The 24,402-nt window shown below is 64.6% G+C and carries 26 protein-coding genes and 1 tRNA gene; 11 read left to right on the forward strand and 16 right to left on the reverse strand.

Annotated features, from left to right (window positions below; all coding sequences use genetic code 11):
- Positions 1-81 precede the first annotated feature (81 nt).
- Positions 82-1,131, forward strand: coding sequence for a Ppx/GppA phosphatase family protein (locus tag ACVWZA_RS00475; RefSeq protein WP_457310026.1), 1,050 nt, complete (start codon positions 82-84; stop codon positions 1,129-1,131).
- On the forward strand, positions 1,128-1,811 hold the full coding sequence (locus ACVWZA_RS00480; RefSeq protein ID WP_457309173.1) for an RlmE family RNA methyltransferase: 684 nt from the start codon (positions 1,128-1,130) through the stop codon (positions 1,809-1,811). The genes ACVWZA_RS00475 and ACVWZA_RS00480 overlap by 4 nt, the downstream gene beginning before the upstream one ends.
- Positions 1,812-2,112: 301 nt before the next feature.
- On the opposite strand, the gene rpoZ is transcribed toward ACVWZA_RS00480, so the two are convergent.
- The gene (gene rpoZ, locus ACVWZA_RS00485; RefSeq protein WP_034156969.1) at positions 2,113-2,457 is read right to left on the reverse strand and encodes a DNA-directed RNA polymerase subunit omega; all 345 of its coding nucleotides are present in this window, start codon (positions 2,455-2,457) and stop codon (positions 2,113-2,115) included.
- 116 nt (positions 2,458-2,573) lie between these two features.
- Between rpoZ and ACVWZA_RS00490 the strand changes: the two genes are divergently transcribed.
- The gene (locus tag ACVWZA_RS00490; RefSeq protein ID WP_457310027.1) at positions 2,574-3,752 is read left to right on the forward strand and encodes a phospholipase D-like domain-containing protein; all 1,179 of its coding nucleotides are present in this window, start codon (positions 2,574-2,576) and stop codon (positions 3,750-3,752) included.
- A 58-nt stretch (positions 3,753-3,810) separates the two neighbouring features.
- On the opposite strand, the gene msrB is transcribed toward ACVWZA_RS00490, so the two are convergent.
- The 6 genes from msrB to ACVWZA_RS00520 form a co-directional block, all read right to left on the reverse strand.
- On the reverse strand, positions 3,811-4,212 hold the full coding sequence (gene msrB / locus ACVWZA_RS00495; RefSeq protein ID WP_457309175.1) for a peptide-methionine (R)-S-oxide reductase MsrB: 402 nt from the start codon (positions 4,210-4,212) through the stop codon (positions 3,811-3,813).
- Positions 4,213-4,222: 10 nt separating this feature from the next.
- Positions 4,223-5,347 carry an NAD(P)/FAD-dependent oxidoreductase gene (locus ACVWZA_RS00500; protein WP_457309178.1) on the reverse strand — a complete coding sequence of 375 codons (1,125 nt, stop codon included), beginning with the start codon at positions 5,345-5,347 and terminating at the stop codon, positions 4,223-4,225.
- A complete protein-coding gene (locus ACVWZA_RS00505) occupies positions 5,326-6,012 on the reverse strand; it encodes a methyltransferase domain-containing protein (RefSeq protein ID WP_457309180.1) in 687 nt (228 codons plus the stop codon). Before ACVWZA_RS00505 ends, ACVWZA_RS00500 begins: the two co-directional genes overlap by 22 nt.
- On the reverse strand, positions 6,009-7,100 hold the full coding sequence (locus ACVWZA_RS00510) for a type III polyketide synthase (RefSeq protein WP_457309182.1): 1,092 nt from the start codon (positions 7,098-7,100) through the stop codon (positions 6,009-6,011). Before ACVWZA_RS00510 ends, ACVWZA_RS00505 begins: the two co-directional genes overlap by 4 nt.
- Positions 7,101-7,369: 269 nt before the next feature.
- Positions 7,370-7,456 (reverse strand) — tRNA-Leu (locus ACVWZA_RS00515).
- 129 nt (positions 7,457-7,585) lie between these two features.
- On the reverse strand, positions 7,586-8,344 hold the full coding sequence (locus tag ACVWZA_RS00520; RefSeq protein WP_457309184.1) for an MJ0042-type zinc finger domain-containing protein: 759 nt from the start codon (positions 8,342-8,344) through the stop codon (positions 7,586-7,588).
- 199 nt (positions 8,345-8,543) lie between these two features.
- Between ACVWZA_RS00520 and ftsE the strand changes: the two genes are divergently transcribed.
- The 4 genes from ftsE to ACVWZA_RS00540 are packed head-to-tail and all read left to right on the forward strand — an operon-like array spanning position 8,544 to position 11,387.
- Positions 8,544-9,257 (forward strand): cell division ATP-binding protein FtsE, encoded by a 714-nt coding sequence (gene ftsE / locus ACVWZA_RS00525; protein ID WP_457310028.1) that lies wholly within the window; start codon positions 8,544-8,546, stop codon positions 9,255-9,257.
- A complete protein-coding gene (locus ACVWZA_RS00530) occupies positions 9,254-10,147 on the forward strand; it encodes a cell division protein FtsX (protein WP_457309186.1) in 894 nt (297 codons plus the stop codon). The genes ftsE and ACVWZA_RS00530 overlap by 4 nt, the downstream gene beginning before the upstream one ends.
- On the forward strand, positions 10,144-10,695 hold the full coding sequence (locus tag ACVWZA_RS00535; RefSeq protein ID WP_457309188.1) for a YdcF family protein: 552 nt from the start codon (positions 10,144-10,146) through the stop codon (positions 10,693-10,695). Before ACVWZA_RS00530 ends, ACVWZA_RS00535 begins: the two co-directional genes overlap by 4 nt.
- Positions 10,692-11,387, forward strand: a complete 696-nt coding sequence (locus tag ACVWZA_RS00540; RefSeq protein ID WP_457309190.1) for a lysophospholipid acyltransferase family protein — start codon at positions 10,692-10,694, stop codon at positions 11,385-11,387. The genes ACVWZA_RS00535 and ACVWZA_RS00540 overlap by 4 nt, the downstream gene beginning before the upstream one ends.
- Positions 11,388-11,440: 53 nt before the next feature.
- On the opposite strand, the gene ACVWZA_RS00545 is transcribed toward ACVWZA_RS00540, so the two are convergent.
- Together ACVWZA_RS00545 and hisC are read right to left on the reverse strand one after the other, a co-directional pair.
- Positions 11,441-12,349 carry a prephenate/arogenate dehydrogenase family protein gene (locus ACVWZA_RS00545; protein ID WP_457309192.1) on the reverse strand — a complete coding sequence of 303 codons (909 nt, stop codon included), beginning with the start codon at positions 12,347-12,349 and terminating at the stop codon, positions 11,441-11,443.
- On the reverse strand, positions 12,349-13,464 hold the full coding sequence (gene hisC, locus ACVWZA_RS00550; RefSeq protein WP_457309194.1) for a histidinol-phosphate transaminase: 1,116 nt from the start codon (positions 13,462-13,464) through the stop codon (positions 12,349-12,351). Before hisC ends, ACVWZA_RS00545 begins: the two co-directional genes overlap by 1 nt.
- A gap of 73 nt (positions 13,465-13,537) precedes the next feature.
- Between hisC and metX the strand changes: the two genes are divergently transcribed.
- The 3 genes from metX (at position 13,538) to ACVWZA_RS00565 (ending at position 15,792) form a co-directional block, all read left to right on the forward strand.
- Complete coding sequence (gene metX / locus ACVWZA_RS00555) at positions 13,538-14,716, forward strand: homoserine O-acetyltransferase MetX (RefSeq protein ID WP_457310029.1); 1,179 nt, start codon at positions 13,538-13,540, stop codon at positions 14,714-14,716.
- Between the two features lie 7 nt (positions 14,717-14,723).
- A complete protein-coding gene (gene metW, locus ACVWZA_RS00560; protein WP_457310030.1) occupies positions 14,724-15,311 on the forward strand; it encodes a methionine biosynthesis protein MetW in 588 nt (195 codons plus the stop codon).
- A gap of 70 nt (positions 15,312-15,381) precedes the next feature.
- A complete protein-coding gene (locus ACVWZA_RS00565; protein WP_457309197.1) occupies positions 15,382-15,792 on the forward strand; it encodes a response regulator in 411 nt (136 codons plus the stop codon).
- Here the strand turns inward: ACVWZA_RS00565 and ACVWZA_RS00570 are convergent.
- From ACVWZA_RS00570 to ACVWZA_RS00595, 6 genes are all read right to left on the reverse strand, one after another.
- Positions 15,776-17,326 carry a sensor histidine kinase gene (locus ACVWZA_RS00570; RefSeq protein WP_457309199.1) on the reverse strand — a complete coding sequence of 517 codons (1,551 nt, stop codon included), beginning with the start codon at positions 17,324-17,326 and terminating at the stop codon, positions 15,776-15,778. The two genes, ACVWZA_RS00565 and ACVWZA_RS00570, sit on opposite strands and share 17 nt — an antisense overlap.
- Before the next feature lie 64 nt (positions 17,327-17,390).
- Positions 17,391-17,927 carry a single-stranded DNA-binding protein gene (gene ssb / locus ACVWZA_RS00575; protein WP_457309201.1) on the reverse strand — a complete coding sequence of 179 codons (537 nt, stop codon included), beginning with the start codon at positions 17,925-17,927 and terminating at the stop codon, positions 17,391-17,393.
- 9 nt (positions 17,928-17,936) lie between these two features.
- Positions 17,937-19,832 carry a ferrous iron transporter B gene (gene feoB, locus ACVWZA_RS00580; RefSeq protein ID WP_457309203.1) on the reverse strand — a complete coding sequence of 632 codons (1,896 nt, stop codon included), beginning with the start codon at positions 19,830-19,832 and terminating at the stop codon, positions 17,937-17,939.
- Positions 19,833-20,102, reverse strand: a complete 270-nt coding sequence (locus ACVWZA_RS00585; protein WP_457309206.1) for a FeoA family protein — start codon at positions 20,100-20,102, stop codon at positions 19,833-19,835. It abuts the gene before it with no gap.
- A 43-nt stretch (positions 20,103-20,145) separates the two neighbouring features.
- Positions 20,146-20,811: a COQ9 family protein gene (locus tag ACVWZA_RS00590; RefSeq protein WP_457309208.1), complete on the reverse strand. Its 666-nt coding sequence runs from the start codon at positions 20,809-20,811 to the stop codon at positions 20,146-20,148.
- Positions 20,808-21,758, reverse strand: a complete 951-nt coding sequence (locus ACVWZA_RS00595) for a DMT family transporter (protein WP_457309210.1) — start codon at positions 21,756-21,758, stop codon at positions 20,808-20,810. The genes ACVWZA_RS00590 and ACVWZA_RS00595 overlap by 4 nt, the downstream gene beginning before the upstream one ends.
- Positions 21,759-21,841: 83 nt before the next feature.
- Between ACVWZA_RS00595 and ACVWZA_RS00600 the strand changes: the two genes are divergently transcribed.
- Entirely contained in the window at positions 21,842-22,948 is a 1,107-nt protein-coding gene (locus ACVWZA_RS00600) for an alkene reductase (RefSeq protein ID WP_457309212.1), read from the forward strand.
- A 22-nt stretch (positions 22,949-22,970) separates the two neighbouring features.
- Here ACVWZA_RS00600 and ACVWZA_RS00605 read toward each other — a convergent pair whose 3' ends face one another.
- Positions 22,971-24,359: a cytochrome P450 gene (locus ACVWZA_RS00605; protein WP_457309214.1), complete on the reverse strand. Its 1,389-nt coding sequence runs from the start codon at positions 24,357-24,359 to the stop codon at positions 22,971-22,973.
- Positions 24,360-24,402 lie beyond the last annotated feature (43 nt).

The raw sequence follows: 24,402 nt of genomic DNA on the forward strand, positions 1-24,402 counted from the left end.
CACCGAACGGACGCATCTCGCGTCCGCGACGGGCAGAACAGAATGGTGAGTGTGAACGGCATGGGGGATCAGTCGCCCAGAATGCCGTACCGGCAGGAGAATCCTGCCCGTCCGGCGCCGAGTCCTGGCAAGGGACCCGCGAACAAGGCCCAGGGAGGCCCGCGTGCGCGCTGGCCGGAGGCGCGCCATTATGCGGCGCTCGACCTTGGCACCAATAATTGCCGGCTGCTGATCGCGCGGCCCCAGGGTGACGGCTTTGCCGTGATCGACGCCTTTTCGCGCATCGTGCGGCTCGGCGAGGGTCTCGCCGCGACCGGGCGGCTGAGCGATGCGGCGATCGACCGCACGCTGTCCGCGCTGAAGGTCTGCGCCGACAAGCTCAAACGCCGCAACGTCACGCTGGCCCGCTCGGTCGCGACCGAGGCATGCCGTCGCGCCGAGAACGGACCCGACTTCATCGCCCGCGCCTATGCCGAGACAGGCATCCATCTGGACATCATCTCGGCCGAGGAGGAAGCGCGTCTGGCGGTGCTCGGCTGCCATGTGCTGCTCGAGCCAGGCGATGGCCCCGCTTTGATTTTCGACATTGGCGGCGGATCGACCGAGCTGGTGCTGGTCGATACGCGACCAGTCGTGCCCAAGGTGCTCGACTGGCACAGCGCGCCCTGGGGCGTCGTCTCGCTGACCGAACATGCCGGCCAAGCTGTCGGCGCGGAAGGGCGACTCGCGCTTTATGCACGAATGCGGGCGCTGATCGCGGAGAGTTTTGCCGAGTTCGCCAGCCGGTTGCCGCGTGATCTCGACGGACCACGGCTGCTCGGCACTTCGGGCACGGTGACGACTCTGGCCAGCGTCCATCTCGGCCTGTCGCACTATGACCGGTCGCAGGTCGATGGCCTGATCGTGCCGGCTGCATCAATGCGCCGGATCAGCGCCGATCTGTCGCGGATGGATCTGAACGAGCGGGCCACCCTGCCGTGCATCGGCACCGAGCGCGCCGACCTGGTCGTGGCCGGATGCGCGATACTAGAGACGATCATGGATCTATGGCCGGCCGAACGGCTTGGCGTCGCCGATCGCGGCATTCGCGAAGGCATATTGCGCCGCCTGATGCGGGGAGACCGGTTGTGAGTAAAGATGGGGGCGGCTTGCGCGTCCGGGTCAAGACCGCGCGCAAGCGCACGCCGCAATCGACGCGCTGGCTCGAACGGCAATTGAACGATCCGTACGTCAAGCGCGCCAAGGCCGACGGTTATCGCAGCCGCGCGGCGTACAAGCTGATCGAGCTCGATGAGCGCTTCAACTTCATCAAGGGCAAACGGCGCGTCGTCGATCTCGGCATCGCGCCGGGCGGATGGAGTCAGGTAGTCGGGCGGCAGAATCCCAAGGCGGCGATCGTCGGCATCGATCTGTTGCCGGTCGATCCGATCGACAATGTCGTCATCCTGCTAATGGACTTCATGAACGATGCCGCGCCGGCGAAGCTGATCGAAGAACTGGGCGGTGCGCCCGATCTCGTCCTGTCGGATATGGCGGCCAACACCGTCGGCCATCCGCAGACCGATGCGCTGCGCACGATGGCGCTGGTGGAGGCGGCACTGGCCTTTGCGATCGAAACGCTGGAACCGAATGGCGCGTTCATCGGCAAGGTGTTTGCGGGCGGCGCGGATGCCGCGCTCGTCGCCGAGATGAAGCGCAACTTCGCCACGGTAAAGCACGCCAAACCGCCGGCGAGCCGCAAGGGGTCCTCGGAATGGTATGTCGTTGCGCAGGGCTTCAAGGGACGGCGGGACAAGGTCGAAGACGAGTAGCGACCGCCGGCCTGCGGCCCCGGCCTTGCCGAAGAGCAGGTCAATAAAATGCCTCGCCCGCCTCGCACCTCAAATATGCGACAATCCGGTGTCCCATATCTCTGCGCTCCGGAGATATGTCACACATAGGGTGTGACATATCTCCCGCCCCAGTCGCCCGCGCGATTCAAGCGCTGTTCAAAGCCCGCTATCACAGCAGATATGGAAACGCGCCGAACGGCATGTCTGCGGTCCACGCCGGACACAAAAAAGCCCGGGATTTTCGTCCCGGGCTCTTTGTTCGTGAGAAACCGATCGGGGCTCAGCCCTCGTAATCGGCGCCCAGATTCTGGTTGCGCGGCGGCGCGGCGGCGGTGAGGCGGAGCGCCTCGGCCGATGCGGCGATGCTGCCGACGGCATCCGCCTCGTCCTCGTCATCGACCTGGACGCGTTGCAGACCCGAAATCACCGCCTCTTCGAGATGCGGCGGCTTGACGGTTTCCTCGGCAATCTCGCGCAGCGCGACGACCGGGTTCTTATCACGATCGCGATCGATCGTGAGGTCGGCACCACCCGAAATCTGGCGTGCACGCTGGGCGGCAAATAGAACCAGATCGAACCGGTTGGAAATCTTGTCGACGCAATCTTCGACAGTGACGCGCGCCATGAATGGCTTTCCTTCGTTACGACGATGAGATGAAGCGCCGCGATCTAGGGCGCGACCTTCGAAGAGTCAAGGAATCCAGCTTGCCCGCACCGCATCGGACCGCCATCACCGAACCGATGATCGACCCGCCCGCCCAGCCGAGCTTCACCGTGGAGGGCAATCGCCTGACCATGCTCGATACCGGACCAAGACGGATCGAGGCGCTGATCGCGCTGATCGATGGCGCTCAACGCACTCTGCGGATGCTCTATTACATCTATGTCGACGACGAAGCGGGCACGCGCGTACGCCAGGCGCTAATCGCCGCGGCAGGACGCGGGGTCGCGGTCTCGCTGATCGTCGACGGGCTGGGCAGCGAACAGGCCGCCCAGCGCCATTTCTTCGAACCGTTCGACGCGGCGGGCGTCGCGGTGTGCCGATTCGTGCCGCGCTGGGGGCGGCGCTATCTGTTGCGCAATCACCAGAAGCTCGCGCTGGCGGATGCCGAATTGCTCGATCGCGCGCGCGTCATCATCGGCGGCTTCAATATCCAGGATAGTTATTTCGGCACGCCGGCCGAACAGGCGTGGCGCGACCTGGGACTGCTGGTCGAAGGGCCGGCGGCGACCCGGCTCGCGGGATATTTCGACGCATTGTCGCGCTGGGCGAAGAAGCCCAAGGGGTCGATGCGATCGCTGCGCCACATGCTCGACACCTGGAGCGAGCCGCACGGCACCGCACGCTGGCTGCTTGGCGGGCCGACGCGGCAGCTCTCGCCCTGGGCGCGCACGGTCAAGCGCGACATGCGCACCGCAGCGCGGTTCGACCTCATCGCGGGTTACTTCGCGCCCAACCCGGCGATGCTCACCCGGCTCGACCGGGTCGGCAAACGTGGTCGGGTGCGTATCGTGTTGCCGTCGAAGAACGATCATGGCGCATCGATCTGGGCGTCGCGCTTCACTTATGCCGGGTTGCTGCGCAAGCGCGTGCAAATCTACGAATATCTGACCACCAAGCTGCACACCAAGCTCTTCGTGATCGATGATGTAGCCTATGTCGGGTCGGCCAATTTCGACATCCGCAGCATGTTCCTCAATCTGGAAATCATGCTGCGGATCGACGACCCTGCCTTCGCCGCGCACGCCCGCGCCTATGTCGAGGGCGAGATCGCCGAATCCGAGGCGATCACGCCGGCACTGTACAAGATCCGCACCACGCCATGGCGAAGGGTGAAACAGGCCGCGGCCTATTTCGTGATGGCGGTGCTCGATTATAACGTGACGCGACGGCTGAACTTCGGTCCCGATAGACGCTAGTTTTACGGGCCTGCCGGGAGGGGAGCGGGCCGGCACCGCCTGCGCAGCCAAAACGCCGTTAGGCGTCGCTGCGCGGTTTGAAGTCGAGGCTGAGCGAGTTCATGCAGTAACGCAGTCCGGTCGGCGGCGGCCCATCGGGAAAGACATGGCCAAGATGGCCGTCGCATTTCGAACAGCGCGCCTCGATCCGCGTCATGCCATGGCTGACGTCACGATGTTCGGTGACATTCTCCGCGGCGATCGGCTGGGTGAAGCTCGGCCAGCCCGAACCCGAATCATATTTATCGACGCTATCGAAAAGGGGCGTCGCGCATCCCGCACAGCGATACACGCCGTCGGCCTTGTTGTTATTGTAGCGGCCCGAAAAAGCGGGCTCTGTCCCTGCCTCGCGCAGGACATGATATTGCTCGGGAGACAGTTTTTTGCGCCATTCGGCTTCGGACAGGGTCAGATGATCCATCAGGTAAACCTTAAATCAGGGGAAACGATGCGCCCGCGCGATTATGCCCGATCCGGGTAAGTCGCGCGACAATCTCGATCAAAAATGGTGCGGCGCGCGCGATCGGCAAGACCGCGTGGGCGATACGCGGCGATTCGGCACCATCGCGGATCAATCCAGCCAGGCCGATCGGGCGGGACAGGTCGCGTGCAAGCCGCTGCTGAAACGCAGTCGCGGCTGGCGCGCCACCGGCCACATAGGCGCCGGCCGCTCGAATGCCGCTGGCAATCGCAATGCCCATACCTTCCCCGGCAAGTGACGGTATGACGCCAGCCTGATCGCCGAGCCGGAACAACCCCGCCTGACCCAGCTTTGCGCGCCAGCCATAGGGAACATTGGCGACCGCATCGATCGGACCACCCGGCACACGCCAGGCCAGCCGCTCGCCGAGGCGCGGCAGTTCGCGGCCGAGCGCTTCGAGCAGCTTTTCCGGATCGCCCGCCTCGGTCAGCCGCGACCGATGCACCGCCATGCACAGATTGGCCGTGCCGTCTTCCTGCAGCACGATCCCGGCATAACCACGGTCGAACAGATGGAGTTCGATCGCGTCGCCGATCATCCGGTCGAGCGCCGGCGATGGCCCGAGCCGGACGCGCAGACCCAGCGTCGGATCCTTGCCGCGCGCCGATTCGGGGCGGGCGAGCCCGCGAATGTCGTGCTTGCCGCTGGCCAGGAACAGCGCGTCGGTCGCTATCTCCGTGCCATCAGCAAGTCGCGCGGCGCGACTTTCGATCGTCTTGACCGTGATGCCACGCTCGATCGATGCACCCGCCGCCTCGGCACGGGCCAGCAACAGCGTGTCGAGATGGTGGCGCGACACGGCATGCGCCGGACGCGGCAGCAGTGCTTCGACGACCTTATCGCCAGCGAGCAAGCGGACCCGCGTAACCCGGGCCGGGCCGAGCGCTTGCGGGTCGATGCCGAGACTGGCGAGCGAATCGAGTGTGCGCCAGCTCAGGAAGCCGCCGCACAGCGCATCACCCGTATCGCGGCTACGCTCGATCAGCAGATGCGGCATACCTGCGCGTGCGAGGACGATCGCGGCACTCGCCCCTGCCGGCCCGCCGCCGACGATCAGCGCAGGCGCTCGACGCATAACCTGAAGGGAAAGACGCGTTTGACCCGCGCATCGGTGATGCCAGCTTCGGCGAGGATTGGCCGCCATTCGGCCGGCCGATAGGAGCGTGCGATCGAGAGCTGGCCATCGTGCCGCACGATCGGATGCCACCGCGCCAATGTCGCCAGGATCGGGAAACCCCGATACGCGAAGCCGTGGCGGTGGAGGTCGTTGACCTGCCAGCCCTTCGCCGCCTTCGCCTCCATGAAGCGCAGGAAGCCAATCAGCTGGCCGTGCGTCATATGGTGCGCGACGAGGCTGCTGATCACGAAGTCCCAGCCCTCCGCATGATCCGCATAGTCGCCGGTGACATATTCGATATCCATGCCGTCGGGAGTATGCGCTCGCGCTGCGAGCGCGCTGCGCGGATTGAGATCGACTCCGACCAGCTCGGCAGCGATACCGCTCCGCTGCGCCCAGCGCGCGATCCGGCGAAGCATGTCGCCGTCGCCGAAACCGACATCGAGCAAGCGGAAGCGGGTTATGCCGCACACGCCGCGCTTGAGGAAGTCGAGCGTCGGGCGCGCCGCCATCGTCACGACATTGACCCGGGCGAGATCGCCGACGACATCGGCATAGATGCCGGCGTCGAGATCCTCGGCGTCCATCAGTTCCTCGGCCTGAGCGCGGACAGCGAGGCTCATGCCGCGCTCCTGAAACCGAAACCCTCGGCGGCAAGGCCGGGGCCGAAGGCCAGCGCGACCCCATCGGCGACTGGGGGGCCGCCAAGCAGCCGGGCGAGTACGAACATCAAGGTCGCCGACGACATGTTGCCATTGTCGGCAAGCACGCCACGCGACGCGGTCAGCGCCCGCGGCGGCAGATGCAGCGCGCCTTCGACCGCATCGAGAATCGAACGACCGCCGGCATGGACAGCCCAGCCGTCGATCCCGGCCGGATCGCGACCGCCGGTCGCTGCCTGCGCAAAGACCGGATCGGCAAGGCCGGCGGCGATTCGCGCCGGCACTTCGCCCGACAAATGCATCGCGAAACCGCGATCGGTGATGTCCCAGCGGATCAGGCCTTCCGAATCGGGTAAGGTGGTCGCGAACGGCTCTCCGATGACGAAACCACCCGGCTCCCCGGTGACCAGCGCGGCCGCCGCGCCATCGCCGAACTGGAGCATCGCAAGCAGCGGCTCGATCTCCGCCACATCCTGCAGATGCAGCGTCGACAGTTCGACGCACAGCACCAGCACGCGTGCGGCGGGATCGGAGCGGACAATATGGCGCGCGGTGCGCAACGCCGCGACCGCAGCGTAACAGCCCATGAAACCGATCAGCAGCCGCTCGACCGAGGGCGACAGGCCGATCCGCCGCGCAACGATCTGATCGATGCCGGGCGCGACGAAACCGGTGCAGCTGGCCACCACGAAATGTGTAATGTCGTTGAGTTTTTCGCGAGCGCCCAGCGCTTCGATCGCGGCGATGCCGAGTGCGGGTGCGGCATCGGCATAGATCGCCATCCGCGCCGCGGTGCCGGGCAGGATCGCATCGGCATAGAAACCATCGGCATCGACCGGCGATCCACCCTCGCCGGTCGGTGGCAGGATCGACCAGCGATGCCCGATCGCCGAGCGCGAGGCCATGCGATCGAACAGCTTGGCGACGCGCGGATCGGCCAACCGCTCACGCGCCCAAGCGATGAAAGCGTGATGGATATCATGGCTCGGAACAGCGGTGCCGATCGCGTTGAGATAGGCGGAAACGGGCAATGATCGGGGCAGGGACAAGGGCGGGGCGGCTTTCAGCAGCGCGGCCGTGTGCCGTGCATGAGTTGCATAACGCTACTGTAAGCTTCGTGTTCAATCGCGGCAATCCAAGGAACGCAGAGCTATCGGGACGGAATTGCGTGGCGCGAATCCTCGATCAGGCAATGATCGTAAGATATCGCGCATTGGCTGCCCGGTCGCAGCGAAAGTGCCGACGCATCGCGTCGTCCGGCAACTCGGGGCATTCGGCCTATTCCGAAACGTCCCCATTCATGACGGTTTGTAGTGAGTGGTGCGGCCGAGAAGACTCGAACTTCCACGGGCTTTCGCCCACAACGACCTCAACGTTGCGCGTCTACCAGTTCCGCCACGGCCGCACGTGAAACACCGCCGGACAAGCCCGGCAGCTGGTAGGGGAGCGCCCCTAGCAAGCGCTTCGACAGATAGCAACCGGGGAACGCATCGCGGGTACCGCGCCATTCTGCGCGGCATATGCTTGTCGATGATCAGCGCGGGGTTGCTCCGGAGAAACTCAGCACCAGCTCCTTCGAATTGACCGGCACGTCGAGCTTGGCGCTGTTGAATTCGATCGAGCCGCGCGGCGGCAACACCGTCGCGTCGGGCCGGATCGTCCAGTTATAGACCAGCCGCCCCTGCGAGTCGCGCAGCTCCGCACGGATATCGGGCACCGACTGGCGCGTGTCGGTCGGGTTGACCACCTTGCCGCTGACCGCGAACAACTGGCTGCCGCTAAGCAGGTCGCGGCGGTCAGGTTTGTTCGCCACGAGCCTGAGCGGCGTCTCTGCCTCGGCCAGCGGGATGCCGAGCCGCGTGATGAGGCTCGGCGCATCGACATAGAGCAATATGCCGATCCCGATCAGCATGGCGACGCCGGCGCCCAGCGCGATCGCCGTCCACCGCCGTGCGGGGTTGCGCCGCGGGCGGAACGGCGCGCGGTGCGCGAAGGCGTCGTAATCATCGTCGTCGCCCGCATAAGCCGGGTCAGGCGCTATCTGTGGCGGGGGTGGCGACGGCGCGTAAGCCTGCGCGGCGGGCGCACTGGGCGGTTTGGGGGTCGGGTTGGGAAAGGGTTCGGCGTCCGATGGTTCGGGTTCCGCCTCGGCGAGGGCGACCAGGTCGAGCACCGCACCCGGCTGGAACCAGCTATGCTTGCAGCTGGCGCAGCGCACCGTTCTTCCGTCGGCCCCGATCGCAGAGTCGGGAACGAGGTATCGGGTACGGCATTCGGGGCATTCGAGGATCATGGCTGGACGCTTTACGGCCGCCGGATGACGCCCGGCTGGTGACCCAAAACTAAACACCCGATGACCCGCCATGGCAAGTCTTCTGGGGCCAGTCCTGCTCGTCCGGGGCGAGCCCTGCGCGCCATGCTTGATGCCGCGGGTGCGAACGTGCGATGGCGGGGGCGGGGCAAATCAAAGAGTGAGTGGGCGTGCGCCGGTAATGGCCAATATCGTGCAGTTCGAAAATGTGGGGCTGCGTTACGGCACGGGCCAGGAAACGCTGTCCGACGTCAGCTTCACGCTGTCGAGCGGCTCCTTTTATTTCCTCACCGGCGCATCCGGTGCGGGCAAGACATCATTGCTCAAGCTGCTTTATCTGGCGCAACGGCCGACGCGCGGGCTGATCCGGCTGTTCGGCGAGGATGCGGTGACCTTGCCACGCAAGCGTCTGCCCGGATTCCGCCGGCGCATCGGCGTGGTGTTCCAGGATTTCCGCCTGATCCCGCATCTGTCGGCTTATGACAATATCGCGCTTCCGCTACGCGTCTCGGGCGTGCCGGAGAGCGATGTCGAAGCGCCGGTGCGCGAAATGCTCGCCTGGGTCGGACTGTCCGATCGGGTCGAAGCCAAGCCGCGTACCATGTCCGGCGGCGAACAGCAGCGCGTCGCGATCGCCCGCGCGGTGATCGGCCGGCCGGAGATCCTCGTCGCCGACGAGCCGACCGGTAACGTCGACCCCGATATGGCCGAGCGGCTGTTGCATCTGTTCGAATCGCTCAACCGGCTCGGCACCACCGTGGTGGTCGCGACGCACGACTTCCATCTGCTCGGGCGGATTCCCGGCGCGCATATGATGCGGCTCGATAGCGGCCGCCTGCTCGACCCGACCGGCTCGCTGCGCTTCCCGCCGGTCGCCACCGGGGACGAGACGTGAGTGTCCGGCTGATCCCGTCGGCCGCCGATCGCCGCCTGCTCGACGAAAGCCGGGGCACGCGCGCGATGATGTGGATCATGGCGATCATGCTGTTCCTGACGGTGCTGGCCGGCGCGCTCGGCCTGGGCACGCGGTCGGCCGCCGATCTGCTCGACCGCCAGCTTGCCGGGCGGCTGACGGTACAGATCGTCGAGCCGGTCGAGCACATCCGCGACGCACAGTCCACCGCGGCGGTCGCCACGCTGCGCGGCTTGCCCGAAGTGAGCAAGGCGACCCTGGTCGATCGCGTCGAACTGGCGTCATTGCTTCGTCCCTGGCTCGGTCCGGACGGTGCCGATCCCGACTTGCCGATCCCGGCGATGATCGATGTCGATCTTGGCAGCAGCAGCGACGCCGCAGTCGCGCGAGTCACAGCAGCAGTGCAGGCGGCGGCACCGGCGGCGCGGGTCGATCGCCACGAAAGCTGGATGTCGCCGATCAGCAATTTCATGGCGATGGTCACCGGGCTTGCCGCAGCGCTGGTGCTGTTGATGGCGTTGGCGACCGCAGCGGTGGTCATCCTCGCCGCGCGCGCGGGTCTAGAAACGCACCGCGATACGATCCAGGTGTTGCATATGCTGGGGTCGACCGATGTTCAGGTCGCCCGGCTGTTTCAGCGGCGCATCGCGCTCGACACATTGCTCGGTGGCGTCATCGGCACAATGCTGGCCGGCGGCATGGTCGGGCTGATCGGCATACAGCTCGGCGCGCTCGGCTCGGATCTGCTCAGCGGGCTGACACTCGACCCAAGCGATTGGGCACTGCTTGCTTTATTGCCGTTCGGCTTTGCGTTGCTCGCGACCTTCGCGGCGCGGACCGCGGTGCTCGGCGTGCTGAGGAAAGTGCTTTGATCTGGCGCACATTATGCGTCGCGGCGATCCTGTGGCTGCTGGGCTTTGCGCTATTCATGCTCGCTTTGCCCAAGCCGCTCGACGATGTGAAGACCGACGCGATCGTCGTGCCGACCGGTGGCGCCGGAAGGATCGACCGTGGCCTGGTGTTGCTGAAGGCCAAGGCGGCCAAACGCATGCTGATCAGCGGCGTCGCGCCCGAGGTGCGGCCGGTCGAACTGGCGGTCGCGTACAAGAGCTCGTTAAAGCTGTTCGAATGCTGCATCGACCTGGGGCACGAGGCGGTCGACACGCGCTCCAACGCCGAAGAGACCGCGCGCTGGGTACGCGAGCATCACTACAAATCGGTGCGACTGGTGACGTCGGACTGGCACGTCGCACGTGCGCAACTCGAACTGGTCTATGCGCTGGGCGACGATGCCACGGTGGTCGGTGACGGCGTGCCGAGCAATCCGCGCTTCGCGCTGCTCATCGCCGAATATAACAAGTTGTTGCTGCGTCGCGTGGCGCTTTGGCTAGCGGCCCTGGGGATCGGAATCGGACAATGAACGGCCTGCGTACCCTGTTGTTCAGGCTGATCTTTTACACCGTGTCGGTGCCGATCGTGCTGGTCACACCGATCAGCGCGCTGTTCGGGCGGAAGGCGATCATTCGCAATACGCATTTCTGGACTCTCTTTCATCATTGGGCGACGCGCAACATCCTGGGCATCAACCAGAATATCGAGGGCCTCCAGTTTGGTGGCGGGCCAGTGATCTACGCCGCCAAACATCAGGCGGTGTATGAAACACTCGAGCTCGGCAGGATGCTCAAGACACCGGCGATCGTGATGAAGCAGGAGCTGGCGAGCATTCCCGTGTGGGGCTGGGCGGCACGACGTTATGGCGTCATCGTCGTCGATCGCGAGGCATCCGCAGGAGCGTTGCGCCGGATGCTGCGCGAGGCACGGGTTGCGCTGGCCGAGGGGCGGTCGATCCTGATCTTCCCCGAAGGCACACGGGTGCCGCCGGGCGAACAGCCGCCGCTGCGCGCGGGTTTTGCCGGGCTCTATCAGATGCTCAAGATTCCGGTCGTCCCGATCGCGATCGATTCCGGGCTGGTCTGGCCCAAAAATGGCCCGAAAAAGCCCGGCGTGGTCACATTCCTCTTCGGTGAGGTGATCCCGCCCGGCCTGCCGCGCGCGGAAGCCGAAGCGCGCGTCCATGCCGCGATCAATTCGCTGGATGTGCCGCAGCGCTGAATAGATCGACGATTTCGCTTAAGGCCCGGTGATGTCCGTCAATCGGACTGACGTCAGTCGTGGCTGCGCCCGAAATCGGGTGCGGGATCGTCCTGGCCCTGTTCGATGATGCCGCGCCGGATCGCCCGTGTGCGTTCGAAATGGTCGAACAGTTCGTCACCTTTGCCGAGCCGGATCGCGCGCTGCAGCGCGGTCAGGTCCTCGGAGAAGCGTTGCAGCATATCGAGCACCGCTTCGCGGTTGGACAGGAACACATCGCGCCACATCGTCGGGTCGGACGCGGCGATGCGCGTGAAGTCGCGGAAACCGCCGGCGGAATATTTGATCACCTCCGACTGCGTCACTTCCTCCAGGTCCGAGGCGGTGCCGACGATCGTGTAGGCGATCAGATGCGGCAAATGGCTGGTTACCGCGAGCACGCGGTCGTGATGATCGGGTGCCATCAATTCGATATCGGCGCCAAGCCGACGCCAGAATTCGGCGACACGTTCGACCGCGACCGGATCGGTGCCATCGATTGGCGTAATGATGCACCAGCGCTTGTGGAACAGCGTGGCGAAGCCCGCCTCGGGGCCACTGCGTTCGGTGCCCGCAACCGGATGCGCCGGCACGATCGTCGCGCCGGGCAATGCCTCACCGAGCGCACGCGCGACCTCCGCCTTGCACGACCCGACATCGCTGACGATCGCATCGGCGGGCAGATCGGCGGCGAAATCGGCGGCGGCGGCGCCCATCGCGCCGACCGGCACGCACAGGATCACCAGATCGGCATCGATCACCGCCGCGCCGGCAGTGTCGGCGATGTCGTCGCACAATTGCAGCGCGTCAGCCGTAGCGCGCACCCCCGGATCGGCATCATGCCCGGTCAGCCGTACCGTCGGCATGGTCTGACGCACCGCGCGCGCGATCGAGGAGCCGATCAGCCCCAATCCGATGATCGTGACGCGCGCGAACGGGAGCATCAGGCGCTCTTGTCGACCAGAGCGCGCAAAGCCGCAGCGACGCCGCGCGTCTCCTCTTCGGTGCCGATAGTGATGCGCAGGCCGTGCGGCAGGCCCTGTCCGGGCAACCAGCGCACGATATAGCCCGCGTCCATCAGCCCCTTGTACGCTACCTCTGCGGTCAGTGCCCCTTCGAACAGGACGAGGATGAAATTTGCCTTGGACGGCACGGCGCGAAGGCCGGCATTCCCCATCGACGCGATCTGATCCGCAAACCAGACACGCCAGATCGCGTTGTGCGAGCGGGTATGTTCGACGAAATCGCCATCGCCAACCGCCGCGACCGCGGCATGCTGGCCCGCAATTGTGATGTTGAAGGGCAGGCGGATGCGGTGCAGCGCCTCGACGATCGCAGCCGAGGCATAACCCCAACCGATCCGTTCGGCGGCCAGGCCGTGAATCTTCGAAAAGGTGCGCGTGACCAGCACATTGGGCGTGGTCGTCGCCAGCGCCATGCCCCCGTCTTCATCCTCGGGCGCGAGATATTCGGCATAGGCCTGGTCGATCACGAGCAAGACATCGCCGGGCAGGCTGGCATGGAGCCGCGCGATCTCGCTCGCCGGCGAATAGGTTCCAGTCGGGTTGTTGGGGTTGGCGATATAGACGATCCGGGTGCGATCCGTGACACAGGCGAGGATCGCGTCGACATCGGTCGCATAATCCTTGTCGGGTGCGATCACCGGCACCGCACCGACGCGGCGCGCGGCGATTTCATAGACCGAGAAGCCGTAATGGACGAAGATCACCTCGTCGCCCGGCCCCGCGAACGCGCCGGCCGCAAGATGAAGGATTTCGTCCGAACCGTTGCCATAGATCACGCGTAGCGGATCGAGACCGTGTTTCTCCGCCAGCGCCTCGCGCACGATCGCGCCACTGGCGTCGGGGTAACGCTCGAGCGAGGTCTTGGCCGCGGCGAACGCTTCGCGCGCCTTGGGTGAGGTGCCGAGCGGATTCTCGTTCGACGAGAGCTTGGCGACCTTGCGGCCGTCATCGGTGGTCGAGCGGCCAGGAATGTAAGGCGCGATCGCCATGATCCAGGGTTTGGGCATGGGTTTGAGATTTTGGGGTGCGGTCATGGCCGCGCGGCATAACGCGTGGCGGCGAATTGACAAGGATGCGGGCTGTTTTCGGGAGAAGGAGGTGTTCACAATTGCCAGCGAACTCGCTAGCGCGATCACCGTGTCCGACACCGATCAACGCTTCGGCCTTGCGCGCCATGTCACCCTGCCCGGGCCGCTGCGGCTCGATGGCGGCGGGCTGCTGTCGCCGGTCGATATCTCGTACGAAACCTATGGCAGTCTCGACGCCGATGGCGGCAATGCGATCCTGATCTGTCACGCGCTGACTGGCGATCAGCATGTCGCGAGCGATCATCCGATCACCGGCAAGCCAGGTTGGTGGGCGCGCATGGTTGGGCCGGGTAGCCCTGTCGACCCGGCACGCCATTTCATCGTCTGCGCCAATGTGCTGGGCAGCTGCATGGGATCGTCGGGGCCGGCGAGCGTCAATCCCGCAACCGGGGCGCCTTGGGGCATGGCGTTTCCGGTGATCACGATCCGCGACATGGTGCGCGCGCAGGCAATGCTGCTCGATCATCTCGGGGTCGGCGTGCTGCATGCCGTTGTCGGCGGGTCGATGGGCGGGATGCAAGCGCTGAGCTGGCCGGCGACCTTTCCCGAACGGGTCAAAGCAGTGGTGGTGATCGCATCGGCGGCACGCCATTCGGCGCAGAACATCGCCTTTCACGAGGTCGGTCGCCAGGCGATCATGGCCGATCCGAAATGGCGCGACGGCGAGTATTATAGCAGCGAGAATGGCGGGGGCGATCCACCCGCGGCGGGGCTCGCCGTGGCGCGCATGGCAGCGCACATCACATATTTGTCGGAAGCGGGACTGACCGAGAAATTCGGTCGGCGGCTGCAGGCTCGGCCCGACCGGCCCGATGGCGCAAAGTCGTTTGGCTTCGACGCGGATTTCCAGATCGAAAGCTATCTGCGCCACCAGGGAATCAGTTTCGTCGATCGCTTCGATGCCAATTCGTACCTCTATATCACGCGGGCGATGGATTATTTCGACCTGGCGGAGGAGCATGGCGGGCATCTCGCCAGCGCGTTCAAGGGGACGCGCGCGCGCTTTTGCCTGGTCAGCTTCGATACCGACTGGCTCTATCCGACGCGCGAGTCGCGCGCGATCGTACATGCGCTCAACGCCGCCGGCGCGCCGGTCAGCTTTGTCGAACTATCGAGCCCGTTCGGGCATGATGCATTCCTGCTTGAATCGCCCGAACTCAATCGGGTGGCCGATGGATTTTTGAGGGCCGGTGCGTGACCGCCAAATGACGCTTCGCCCCGACCTTGCGATCATCGCCGAGCATGTTGCGCAAGGCGCGCGTGTGCTCGATGTCGGCTGTGGCGACGGCGCGCTGATGGCGGCGCTGCGCGACACACGCGGGGTCGATGCGCGCGGCCTGGAGATCGTGCCGGGCAATGTTGCCGCCGCCGTGTCGCGCGGATTATCCGTGATCCAGGGCGATGCCGATATCGACCTGGCCGATTATCCCGATGCCAGTTTCGACTATGCGGTGCTCAGCCAGACCCTACAGACCGCCAAGCGGCCCGATGTCGTGCTCGATCATTTGTTGCGCATCGGGCGGCAGGCGTTCGTATCCTTCCCCAATTTCGCGCATTGGCGCGTGCGCACCTCGCTGATGTGGGGCGGGCGGATGCCGGTGACCCGGCTGCTGCCCGAACAATGGTTCGACACGCCCAATATCCATCATGTCACGATCGACGATTTTCGCGGCTTCCTGAAAGAGCGCGGAATCACGGTCGAAAACGCGTGGTTTCTGTCGGGCGACAAGCTGACGACATCGGCTGCAGCCAATTTCCTCGCCGAACATGCGGTCTTCCTGTTGAGAAATTGATCTCGATCAAGGAACTTAGCGGGTACTTCTCTGTTCTGAGCCTATCAAACGCTTTGGAACCGACCATTTAATGTCCGCAACCGCGCTTATTGTCGAAGACGAAATCTTCGTCGCTCTGGACCTGGAACGCATCCTCATAGATGCGGGCTATAAGGTGAAGGCGATCGCGGCGGACCGGCCTGGCGCGATCGAGGCGGCGGACGATTGCAGCTTCGCGCTAGTCGATATCAACCTGCGCGACGGCGCCACTGGCCCGGACCTCGCCCGAACGCTGGCGGCCGATTACGGTATCAAAGTGGTATTCGTGACCGCCAATCCGGGGCAGATCGCCAATCCAAGTGGCGCGCTGGGCTATGTGCGCAAACCGTTCAGCGAATCGGCAATCCTGGCGGCTGCGGCACTCGCTTGTGCGTCGGCGGAGGCGCAGATTGGCGCCAATGACGATTTTGTGTTGCTCGACGGCGCTACTGGCGCCGGCTGAACGCCGATTTCGGGATGCGCACATTGACGCGCAGCCCGGCCGGATCCCATGACCGGTCGATCCCGCCGCCCAATTGCCGCACGACACTCATTTCGATCAGTTGCGAACCGAAGCCGTTGCTGGCCGGCGGCGCCGTTACGGCGGGGCCACCGCATTCCAGCCAGTTCAGCAGCACCTGATCGCCGTCGATTGTACAATCGAGATCGATCCGGCCGAGGTCGTTCGACAGCGCGCCATATTTGGTCGCGTTGGTCGCCAGCTCATGAAACAGCAGGGCAAGTGGGGTGGCTGAGCGATCGTCGATCTCGACATCGGCGCCGGTGATCGCGACGCGATTACCTTCGATCGGCTGGTAGGGCCGGAACAGTTCGTCGAGCAGGCCGTGCAGGCTAGTCTGCGCCAGCGCCGGACGCGACTGGGCGCTGTGCGGGCGGACGAAATCATGCGCACGGCCGAGCGCCGTCACGCGTGAGCGCAGATCGTCGGCGATCGGTGAGAAACCCGGGTTCATCCGGGCGGCGAAACTGATCAGGCCCGAGATCACCGCAAAGATGTTCTTGATTCGGTGGCTCAGTTCCTGCGCGATGATCTCGCGCTCCTCGCTCGATTCCTTTTGCTCATGGATGTCGGTGCAGGTGCCGAACCAACGCGTGATCGCGCCCGCTTCATCACGAATCGGCAGCGCGCGACCCAGCGTCCAGCGAAAGACACCGTCGTTGCGACGCAGGCGGTATTCGATCTGATAGGGCTCCCCGGTATCGAGCGAGCGCTTCCAGCTGGTCCAGGCACGCTCCTGATCGTCGGGATGGAACATACCGTTCCATTCCACGCCGTCGGTCGAGCCCTCCGGCATGCCGGTGAATTCGTACCAGCGCGCATTATAATAGTCGTGATAACCGTCAGGCAGGGTCGACCAGACCATCTGCGGCATCGAATCGGCGAGGACGCGGAAGCGGTTATGGCTTTCCGATAAAGCGCGGTGATTGGCATTTTCGGTGTCGCGCCACACCGCCGCGTCGCGACTGTCGTTGAGCCGCGCCATCACCGACCCGGCCAGCGTCCTCAGTCCCTGATGCTGCAATGGCGTCAGCCCCGCACGCGGTACCGAATCGATCACACAGAGCGAGCCGAGCCGGGTGCCGTCATCCGCGATCAGCGGCGCACCGGCATAGAAGCGGATATTGGGCTCGCCGGTGACCAGCACGTTATCTGCGAAGCGCGGATCGCGCGTCGCATCGGGCACGACCATGACGTCATCGCCGAGCATCGCGAACGCGCAGAAAGAGGTTTCGCGCGGCGTCTCGCTCGCCTCCAGTCCGGTCCGCGCCAGGAAGGTCTGGCGCCGCTCCTCCACCAGGCTGACCAGCGCGATCGGCGCGTCGCATAAGGCGGCGGCGAAATCGGTGATCGATTTAAGCCCCGAATCGTCGCGCAGAGATTCGATATCGTGTTCGGCCAATGCCGCAGTGCGGGCCGATTCGTCGATGCGCCAGCCGCTCGTGGCCGGCGTATCGGTGGATGTGAGGTCAATCATGCGATCAAGACAACGCCCATCAGCCGTTTCGGGTTCAAAACCGCCGGCTCAAGGCAATTCGTCATCAAAACGGTACATCATCGTCAAGATCGTCCGAGAAACTGCCCCGGCTCGCGCCGCCCGTCGATCCACCGCCGCGGTTGCCGCCCCCGCCGTCATAGCCGCCGCCCGAACCGCCGCCAAAGTCGTTGCCGCCACCGAAATCGTCACGCGCGCCACCACCGCCACCCGTGCCGCCACCGCCACCGGGCGCACCATCGAGCATGGTCAGAACGCTGTTGAAGCCCTGCAGCACGATCTCGGTCGAATATTTATCCTGGCCCTGCGCGTCCTGCCATTTGCGAGTCTTCAGCGCGCCTTCGATATAGACTTTCGACCCCTTGCGCAGATAACGCTCCGCGACATTGGCCAGGCCTTCGTTGAAGATCGCCACCGAATGCCATTCGGTCGCTTCCTTGCGCTCGCCGGTATTCTTGTCCTTCCATGTGTCGGACGTGGCGATGCGCAGATTCACCACCTTGCCGCCGTTCTGGAAGCTCTTGCTTTCGGGGTCGCGCCCGAGATTGCCGACGATGATGACCTTGTTGACGCTGCCCGCCATAACTTCTTCCTACAATCCGAGTCCAATGGCGGCCCAATAGGTCGCCCCTGCAGCGATGTAGGCGAGCGCGAACAAATAGCCAACCATGAAGGCAGGCCATTTCCATCCATTGGTCTCGCGCCTTGTGACGGCGATGGTCGAGATGCATTGCGGCGCAAACACGAACCACATCAGGAAGGCGAGCGCCGTCGGCAGGGTCCAGCGGCCGCGCAGATTCTCCGACAGCTTGCCCTGGCCGGCCGCGTCTTCGGGATTGTCAATTGCATAGACCGTCGCCATCGCACCGACCGCCGCCTCGCGTGCGGCCATCGCAGGCAGCAGGGATAGCGCGATGTCGTGATTGAAGCCGATCGGCGCGACGACCACCTCGATCCCGCTGGCGATTCGGCCGGCGATCGAATATTCGCTTTGGCGCTGCCCCGCCGGCGCGACCGGATAGCTCGCCAGCACCCAGAGCAAGGCAACGGTCATCGCGATTGTCGTGCCGGCGCGTTTCAGGAAGATCAGCGCCCGGCTCCACAGCCCGAGCGCGACATCGCCCAGGCGGGGCCATTGATATTTCGGCATTTCCATCATGAAACCCGACGACGGACCCTTGGTCACCGTGCGGCGCAGGGCGAGCGCCGCGAAGAACGCCCCGACAACGCCGAGCACATAAAGGCCAAGCATCACCAGCCCCTGCAGCCCGACAAAAGGTAGCAGGCGCGTATTGGGGATCAGCGCGCCGATCACCAAAGTATAGACCGGCAGACGCGCGGAGCAGGTCATCAGCGGCGCGATCAGGATCGTGGTCAGCCGGTCCTTCTCATCGTCGATCGAGCGCGTCGCCATGATCCCGGGCACCGCGCAGGCGAAGGAGGAGAGCAAGGGGATGAAGGCGCGTCCTGAAAGGCCGACACTGGCCATCAGCCGGTCCATCATGAATGCCGCGCGGACCATGTAACCGCTCGCCTCGAGCACCAGGATGAACGTGAACAGGATCAGGATTTGCGGCAGGAACACGATCACCGCGCCGACCCCGGCAATGACGCCATCGCTCAGGAAAGAACGAATCCCGGCAATGACGCCATCGCCCAGCATCGATCGGACAACGGCCGGTACCGGCGCGACGCCGACGCCGCTCTCGATCCAGGCGAACAGCGATTCGATCCAGCCGATCGGGGTTTCCGACCAGGCGAACACTGCCTGGAACATGATGAACAGGATCGCCATCAACAGGATCGGACCAGCCACCGGATGCAGCGCGACCGCGTCGAGCATATGAGTCCAGCGCCGCACCGCAGTTTCGGAAATGGTCGAGGCGGCGGCAATGCTGCGCGCACGACGCTGCAGGGTGACGATGTCCTCGCCGACATGGCCTTCGCTCGAACGCAGTCGCAGCGCGGCGCCCGACCCGATCACTCCGGTCAGCGCGGATTTGAGCTCATCGAGCCCGCGCCGGCGCACCGCCACGGTCGGGATTACCGGCACGCCGAGCTCGGCCGAAAGCTTGGCGGCATCGAGTGTCAGCCCGTCGCGCAGGGCCAGGTCGATCATGTTGAGCGCGACCACAACCGGCAGGCCAAGCGCAATCAGCTGCAACGCGAAGCGCAAGTGATTGTCGAGATTGGCGGCATCGACGACGATGACGATCGCATCGGGCAACCGTTCGCCGATCTGAGTTCCCGTCACCACATCGCGCGTCACGCGTTCATCCGGGCTTGAGGGATCAAGGCTGTAGGCGCCGGGCAGGTCGACCAGTTCCACCGGTCGGCCATCGGCAAGCGCGAGCTTTCCCGAATGGCGTTCGACCGTGACGCCGGGATAATTGCCGACCTTTTGTCGCGCGCCGGTTAGCGCGTTGAACAATGCGCTCTTGCCGGCATTGGGATTACCGACCAGCGCCACCAATGGGATCGACGTCATTTATCCAGCGACAGGGGCAACATGGATCGTACCGGCCACGGCCCGGCGCAGCGCCACCGTCATCCGGCCGATCCGGCACGCCATCGGCCCCTGACCGAGTGGCGAGCGGTGCAGCACTTCGATCCCGACGCCCTCGTCGAAGCCGAGTTCGCGCAGGCGCCGCGCCTCGGGAATGCTCAGACCCTGCCAGTTGATTCCCGCGACGGTCGCGCGCTGACCGCGCGGTAGCGACTCGAGACTGATTGGAATGATGGTGGTGACGGCGTCCATGATGCGACTGATTATCAATAACTGTTGGCGGACGCCAGCGGAATCACACCACCGGATAACGCAGCCGGCCAACAAAGCGCGACAGGCTCGGCATATTCTCGGTTCGCGACAGGAACCCGGCCTTGGCCTTTTCGAAGCGCATGATGCCGTCAATGCGGCGCGACAGGAAAGCGCTGGTATCGACATGGCCGACGCTCGCATCATCGAGGAACACGGTCAGGGTCGTGGCATAGACGCCGGCGAGGATCGTGCGCTTGGTATAATGATTGTAATCTGTCGCGGTGTCGCCCGCGGCGCGCCACATCACATCTGCGGCGCGCCAGCCGAGCTTCGCCCCGCGCACGAGATTCTGTGGCAGGCTGAGGATCGCCAGCGCGCGGCGCAGCGCATCGCGATTGTGGGCGGTGGCGGCAAGGCGCGCCTCGACCAGACCAGCGATCTTCGCGCGAACCTTCATTGTCGCCAGCGTCTCGGGCGGCAGCGCAGCGAGCATCGCGCGATCGACGCTGGTGAACCAAGCATCGATCATGTCGACCGGGCCGTCGGAAAAGGCGAGCAACGCGATATCACGATCAACTCCGGCCGCATCGGCAGCCGCATCGCGCGCGGCATCGCCCCAACCGTCGAACGCGGCGTTGGCGGCGATCAACGGCGCGAGCACATCGCGTATTTCGTCCAGCGTCGGATCCTGTGGCAGCGCATCGGTCATCGCGGCGTCTCCTCCGGAGCGAGTTCCTCGGGTATCAATCTAGGCTCCATCCCGTCGGACGCAAGCACCGCCGGACGGGGCGAGCGCCGCACCAGCACCAGCGCGATCGCCACCAACACCGCGCCAACCCAGTCGGCCGTGCCGAGCCGCTCATTATAAACCACCCAGCCGACCGTCGCGGCAACGACTGGTTGGGTGAGCAGGCCAAGGCCGACGACGAGCGGCGAGAGCTGGCCTAGCGCATAGATCATCAGCCCCTGGCCGAACACCTGGCTGGCCAGCGCGAGCCCGATCAGCGGTGTCCAGTCGCTGGGCAGGATCCGCTCACCCAAAACCCAGGCAAAGGCCAGTAGCGGCAGCATGCCGGCGATCGTCGCCAGCGCCAGCGCGGGCAGCGGCGACATGATATCGCGCGCGCGCGCCATGCAGATGAAATAGAGCGTGTAGAGGATGCCGGCGAACAGGCAAAGCAGGTCGCCGATCAGGTTGCGCGGATTGAGGCTGTAGGACTGGCCCATCAGCAGCATCGCGCCGATCGCGGCGAGGATCAGCGCAATGCCCTGCATTCGAGTCGGCCAGGCGCGCAAGACCAGGAAACCATAGATCGGGAAGATCAATGTCGCGACATTACCAAACAGCGTCGCGTTGGCGAGCGTGGTGCGCAGGATACCGATATGCCAGCTCGCCAGGTCGGCAGCAAAGCTGATCCCGGCAATGGCCATCATCAACCATAGTCCCTTGCCCAGGCCAACCGGCCGCCAACCACCGGCAAATGCCGCAGCCAACAACAACGGCGCGGCGAGCGTCACGCGCCAGAATCCGGCAGCGACCGGCCCAGTATCGGCGAGGCGCACGAACCACGGCCCGAAAGCGAGCAGAATATTGGCGGCGATCAATGCCGCGAATGCCAGGCGGTGTGGCGCGTGAGTTGCGTTGGTATCAGCCATACTAGTTTTTCTTGGGGTTAGAGAGGTGCAGGGCGCGCCTTAGCCCCCTATCTGTGCGTAGTCAGGTAGCAAAAGGAAACGTAATGCCGATCAAATCCGGGCCCAGTCTGTTCGACCCGATCCAGCTTGGCGCGATCCATTCCCCCAACCGCATCCTCATGGCTCCTCTGACGCGCGGCCGTGCAAACAAGGACGCGGTCCCGACCGATTTGATGGTCGAATATTACACGCAACGCGCCAGCGCGGGCGTGATCATCACCGAAGCGACCGGGATCAGCCGCGAGGGTCTGGGCTGGCCGTTCGCGCCAGGTTTATGGGCCGACGAGCAGGTCGAGGCGTGGAAGCCGGTGACCGACTCGGTCCATGCCGCCGGCGGGCGCATCATCGTGCAGATGTGGCATATGGGCCGTCAGGTTCATTCGTCCGTGATCGGCGGCCAGCCGGTATCGTCCTCCGCCACCGCCACCGCCGGCCAGGCGCATACCTATGAGGGCAAGCAGGATTTCGAAACCGCGCGGCCGCTGCAGATCGACGAGATTCCGCGGCTGTTGAACGATTATGAACTGGCGACGCGCAACGCGCTCGCCGCCGGGTTCGACGGCGTGCAGATCCATGGCGCGAACGGCTATCTGCTCGATCAATTCCTGCGCGACAACGCCAATTTCCGCGACGACATCTATGGCGGCAGCATCGAGAATCGCGTCCGCCTGATGCGCGAAGTCGTCGAGCGCGTCGCCTCGGTCGCGGGCGCCGACCGCACCTCGATCCGCCTTTCCCCCAATGGCGAATCACAGGGTGTCGACGACAGCAGCCCGGACAAATTGTTCACCACTGCGGCCAGGGCGCTCGACGAGATCGGCATCGCTTTCCTCGAACTGCGCGAGCCCGGCCCGGACGGAACATTCGGCCGCACCGACATACCCAAGCTGTCGCCCGCGATCCGCCAGGTGTTCAGCGGACCGCTGGTGCTCAATTCCGACTATACGACCGTCGCAGAGGCGCAGGCAGTGATCGATGCGGGTACGGCGGATGCGATCGCGTTCGGCCGCACCTTCCTCGCCAATCCAGACCTGCCTGAGCGCTTGCGCGAGGGTGCCGAGCTCAACCCGTCAAACCCGCGCACCTGGTATAGCCAGGGGCCCGAGGGTTATACCGACTATCCCGCGCTGGAAGGCGTCGCGGCGGCATAAGCGTGCGTCCGGTTCGTGTCGTTCAGTCGAGCGGCACGAACCGCAGCGGCAACCCGTCCTTGGGCCGGGGAATCGGCCAGGCCTGCCATTCGTCACCCGATCCCGCATCGAGCTCGATGCGGTAACGGCTGAGCAATTGCGCCATCAAGATGCGGATCTGCATCGTCGCGAAGTGCAGCCCCAGGCACATATGTGCGCCGCCGCCGAACGGCACCCAGGCATATTTGTGCCGGCCCTTGCTCGCCTCCGGCGTGAAGCGCAGCGGATCGAAAGCGGTCGGATCGGGCCAGAGTTCGGGCATCTGATGGGTGTAGGCGATATTGACACCGATGAAGGTGCCGGCAGGAATGTCGTAACCGCCAAAGCTGAAACCCTTTAACGCCCGCCTCGGCAATGACGGAACCGGCGGGATCAGCCGCAGCGCTTCCTTGAAGGCATAATCGGTCAGGACCAACCGCTCGAGCTGTCCGGTCGGCACGCCGCCGCCATCATTGAGGCCGATCGAGACGATCTCCTCGCGCAGCTGGGTCTGCCAGTCGACATGGCGGCCAAGCAGCATGACCAAACTCGTTGCCGACGAGGTGATCGTATCGTGCGCGGCCATCATCAGGAAGTTCATATGATCGATGATCGCGGCATCGCTGAGCGGCGCGCCGTCATCATCGATCGCACGGCAGAATTGCGAAAAGAAATCCTGGCCGCCTTCTCCTTTGGCTCCGCTCGCGCGCCGTTTGGGGATTTCGCGCGCAAACATTTCCGCGAGATATTCGCGCGCCTTGACGCCCTTGCGCATCATCGTGCCGGGCAGCGGAATGCGCACCGGGGCGATCGTCGCCTGAACCTCATCGACGAACGCCTGGTTTATTCGGTCGGCTTCCTCGCCGAGCGGCATGCCGAGAAAGGCATCGGCAGCGAGATCGAGCGTCAACGCCTTGATCGCGTCGTAGAAATTGATCGGCTTGTTGGCCCATCCACTGACCTGAGCCGCGATGCCGGCATTCAGGCTCTCGGCATAATGGCGCATCGGTTCGGGTTTGAACGCGACCGACAATATCTTGCGGTCGGCACGGTGCTTCTCGAAATCCATCAGCATCAGCCCGCGCGGAAAAAGCAGGTTGAGCATCGGCCCCCAGCCCTGTTCCGACGAGAATATCCTCTCGCGATCGAACAGCACCAGTTCGTTCGCCTCGGGCCCGAGCAGCACGAGGTTGGGCCCGCCGAAACTGTTGTTGCGATAGACTTTACCATAGGTGGTCGCCATGCGCTTGCCGAAGCCGACCGGGTCCTTGAGCAGGCGCAGCGTGTTGCCGATAAAGGGCAGGCCGTTCTCACCTGGAATCGTGCTCAGCGCATTCGATTTCGGCCGGGGTAGCCAGTGCGGATTGGCCTTGAAACTATGCGCATACGCCATGCCGATCTCCTTACTTACATCAGTATAAGTAAGGACGGGGGCA

It is taken from the genome of Sphingomonas sp. UYAg733 (assembly GCF_054057355.1).

Coding starts and splice junctions, on each gene's coding strand:
- metW (WP_457310030.1), top strand. CDS start 14,724: ATGACGCTTCGCCCCGACCTTGCGATCATCGCCGAGCATGTTGCGCAA.
- ACVWZA_RS00570 (WP_457309199.1), bottom strand. CDS start 17,326: ATGATTGACCTCACATCCACCGATACGCCGGCCACGAGCGGCTGGCGC.
- ACVWZA_RS00565 (WP_457309197.1), top strand. CDS start 15,382: ATGTCCGCAACCGCGCTTATTGTCGAAGACGAAATCTTCGTCGCTCTG.
- ACVWZA_RS00605 (WP_457309214.1), bottom strand. CDS start 24,359: ATGGCGTATGCGCATAGTTTCAAGGCCAATCCGCACTGGCTACCCCGG.
- rpoZ (WP_034156969.1), bottom strand. CDS start 2,457: ATGGCGCGCGTCACTGTCGAAGATTGCGTCGACAAGATTTCCAACCGG.
- ACVWZA_RS00595 (WP_457309210.1), bottom strand. CDS start 21,758: ATGGCTGATACCAACGCAACTCACGCGCCACACCGCCTGGCATTCGCG.
- ACVWZA_RS00600 (WP_457309212.1), top strand. CDS start 21,842: ATGCCGATCAAATCCGGGCCCAGTCTGTTCGACCCGATCCAGCTTGGC.
- ACVWZA_RS00490 (WP_457310027.1), top strand. CDS start 2,574: ATGATCGACCCGCCCGCCCAGCCGAGCTTCACCGTGGAGGGCAATCGC.
- ACVWZA_RS00590 (WP_457309208.1), bottom strand. CDS start 20,811: ATGACCGATGCGCTGCCACAGGATCCGACGCTGGACGAAATACGCGAT.
- msrB (WP_457309175.1), bottom strand. CDS start 4,212: ATGGATCATCTGACCCTGTCCGAAGCCGAATGGCGCAAAAAACTGTCT.
- ACVWZA_RS00520 (WP_457309184.1), bottom strand. CDS start 8,344: ATGATCCTCGAATGCCCCGAATGCCGTACCCGATACCTCGTTCCCGAC.
- feoB (WP_457309203.1), bottom strand. CDS start 19,832: ATGACGTCGATCCCATTGGTGGCGCTGGTCGGTAATCCCAATGCCGGC.
- ftsE (WP_457310028.1), top strand. CDS start 8,544: ATGGCCAATATCGTGCAGTTCGAAAATGTGGGGCTGCGTTACGGCACG.
- ACVWZA_RS00505 (WP_457309180.1), bottom strand. CDS start 6,012: ATGAGCCTCGCTGTCCGCGCTCAGGCCGAGGAACTGATGGACGCCGAG.
- ACVWZA_RS00545 (WP_457309192.1), bottom strand. CDS start 12,349: ATGCTCCCGTTCGCGCGCGTCACGATCATCGGATTGGGGCTGATCGGC.
- ACVWZA_RS00500 (WP_457309178.1), bottom strand. CDS start 5,347: ATGCGTCGAGCGCCTGCGCTGATCGTCGGCGGCGGGCCGGCAGGGGCG.
- ACVWZA_RS00540 (WP_457309190.1), top strand. CDS start 10,692: ATGAACGGCCTGCGTACCCTGTTGTTCAGGCTGATCTTTTACACCGTG.
- ACVWZA_RS00475 (WP_457310026.1), top strand. CDS start 82: ATGCCGTACCGGCAGGAGAATCCTGCCCGTCCGGCGCCGAGTCCTGGC.
- hisC (WP_457309194.1), bottom strand. CDS start 13,464: ATGACCGCACCCCAAAATCTCAAACCCATGCCCAAACCCTGGATCATG.
- ACVWZA_RS00585 (WP_457309206.1), bottom strand. CDS start 20,102: ATGGACGCCGTCACCACCATCATTCCAATCAGTCTCGAGTCGCTACCG.
- ssb (WP_457309201.1), bottom strand. CDS start 17,927: ATGGCGGGCAGCGTCAACAAGGTCATCATCGTCGGCAATCTCGGGCGC.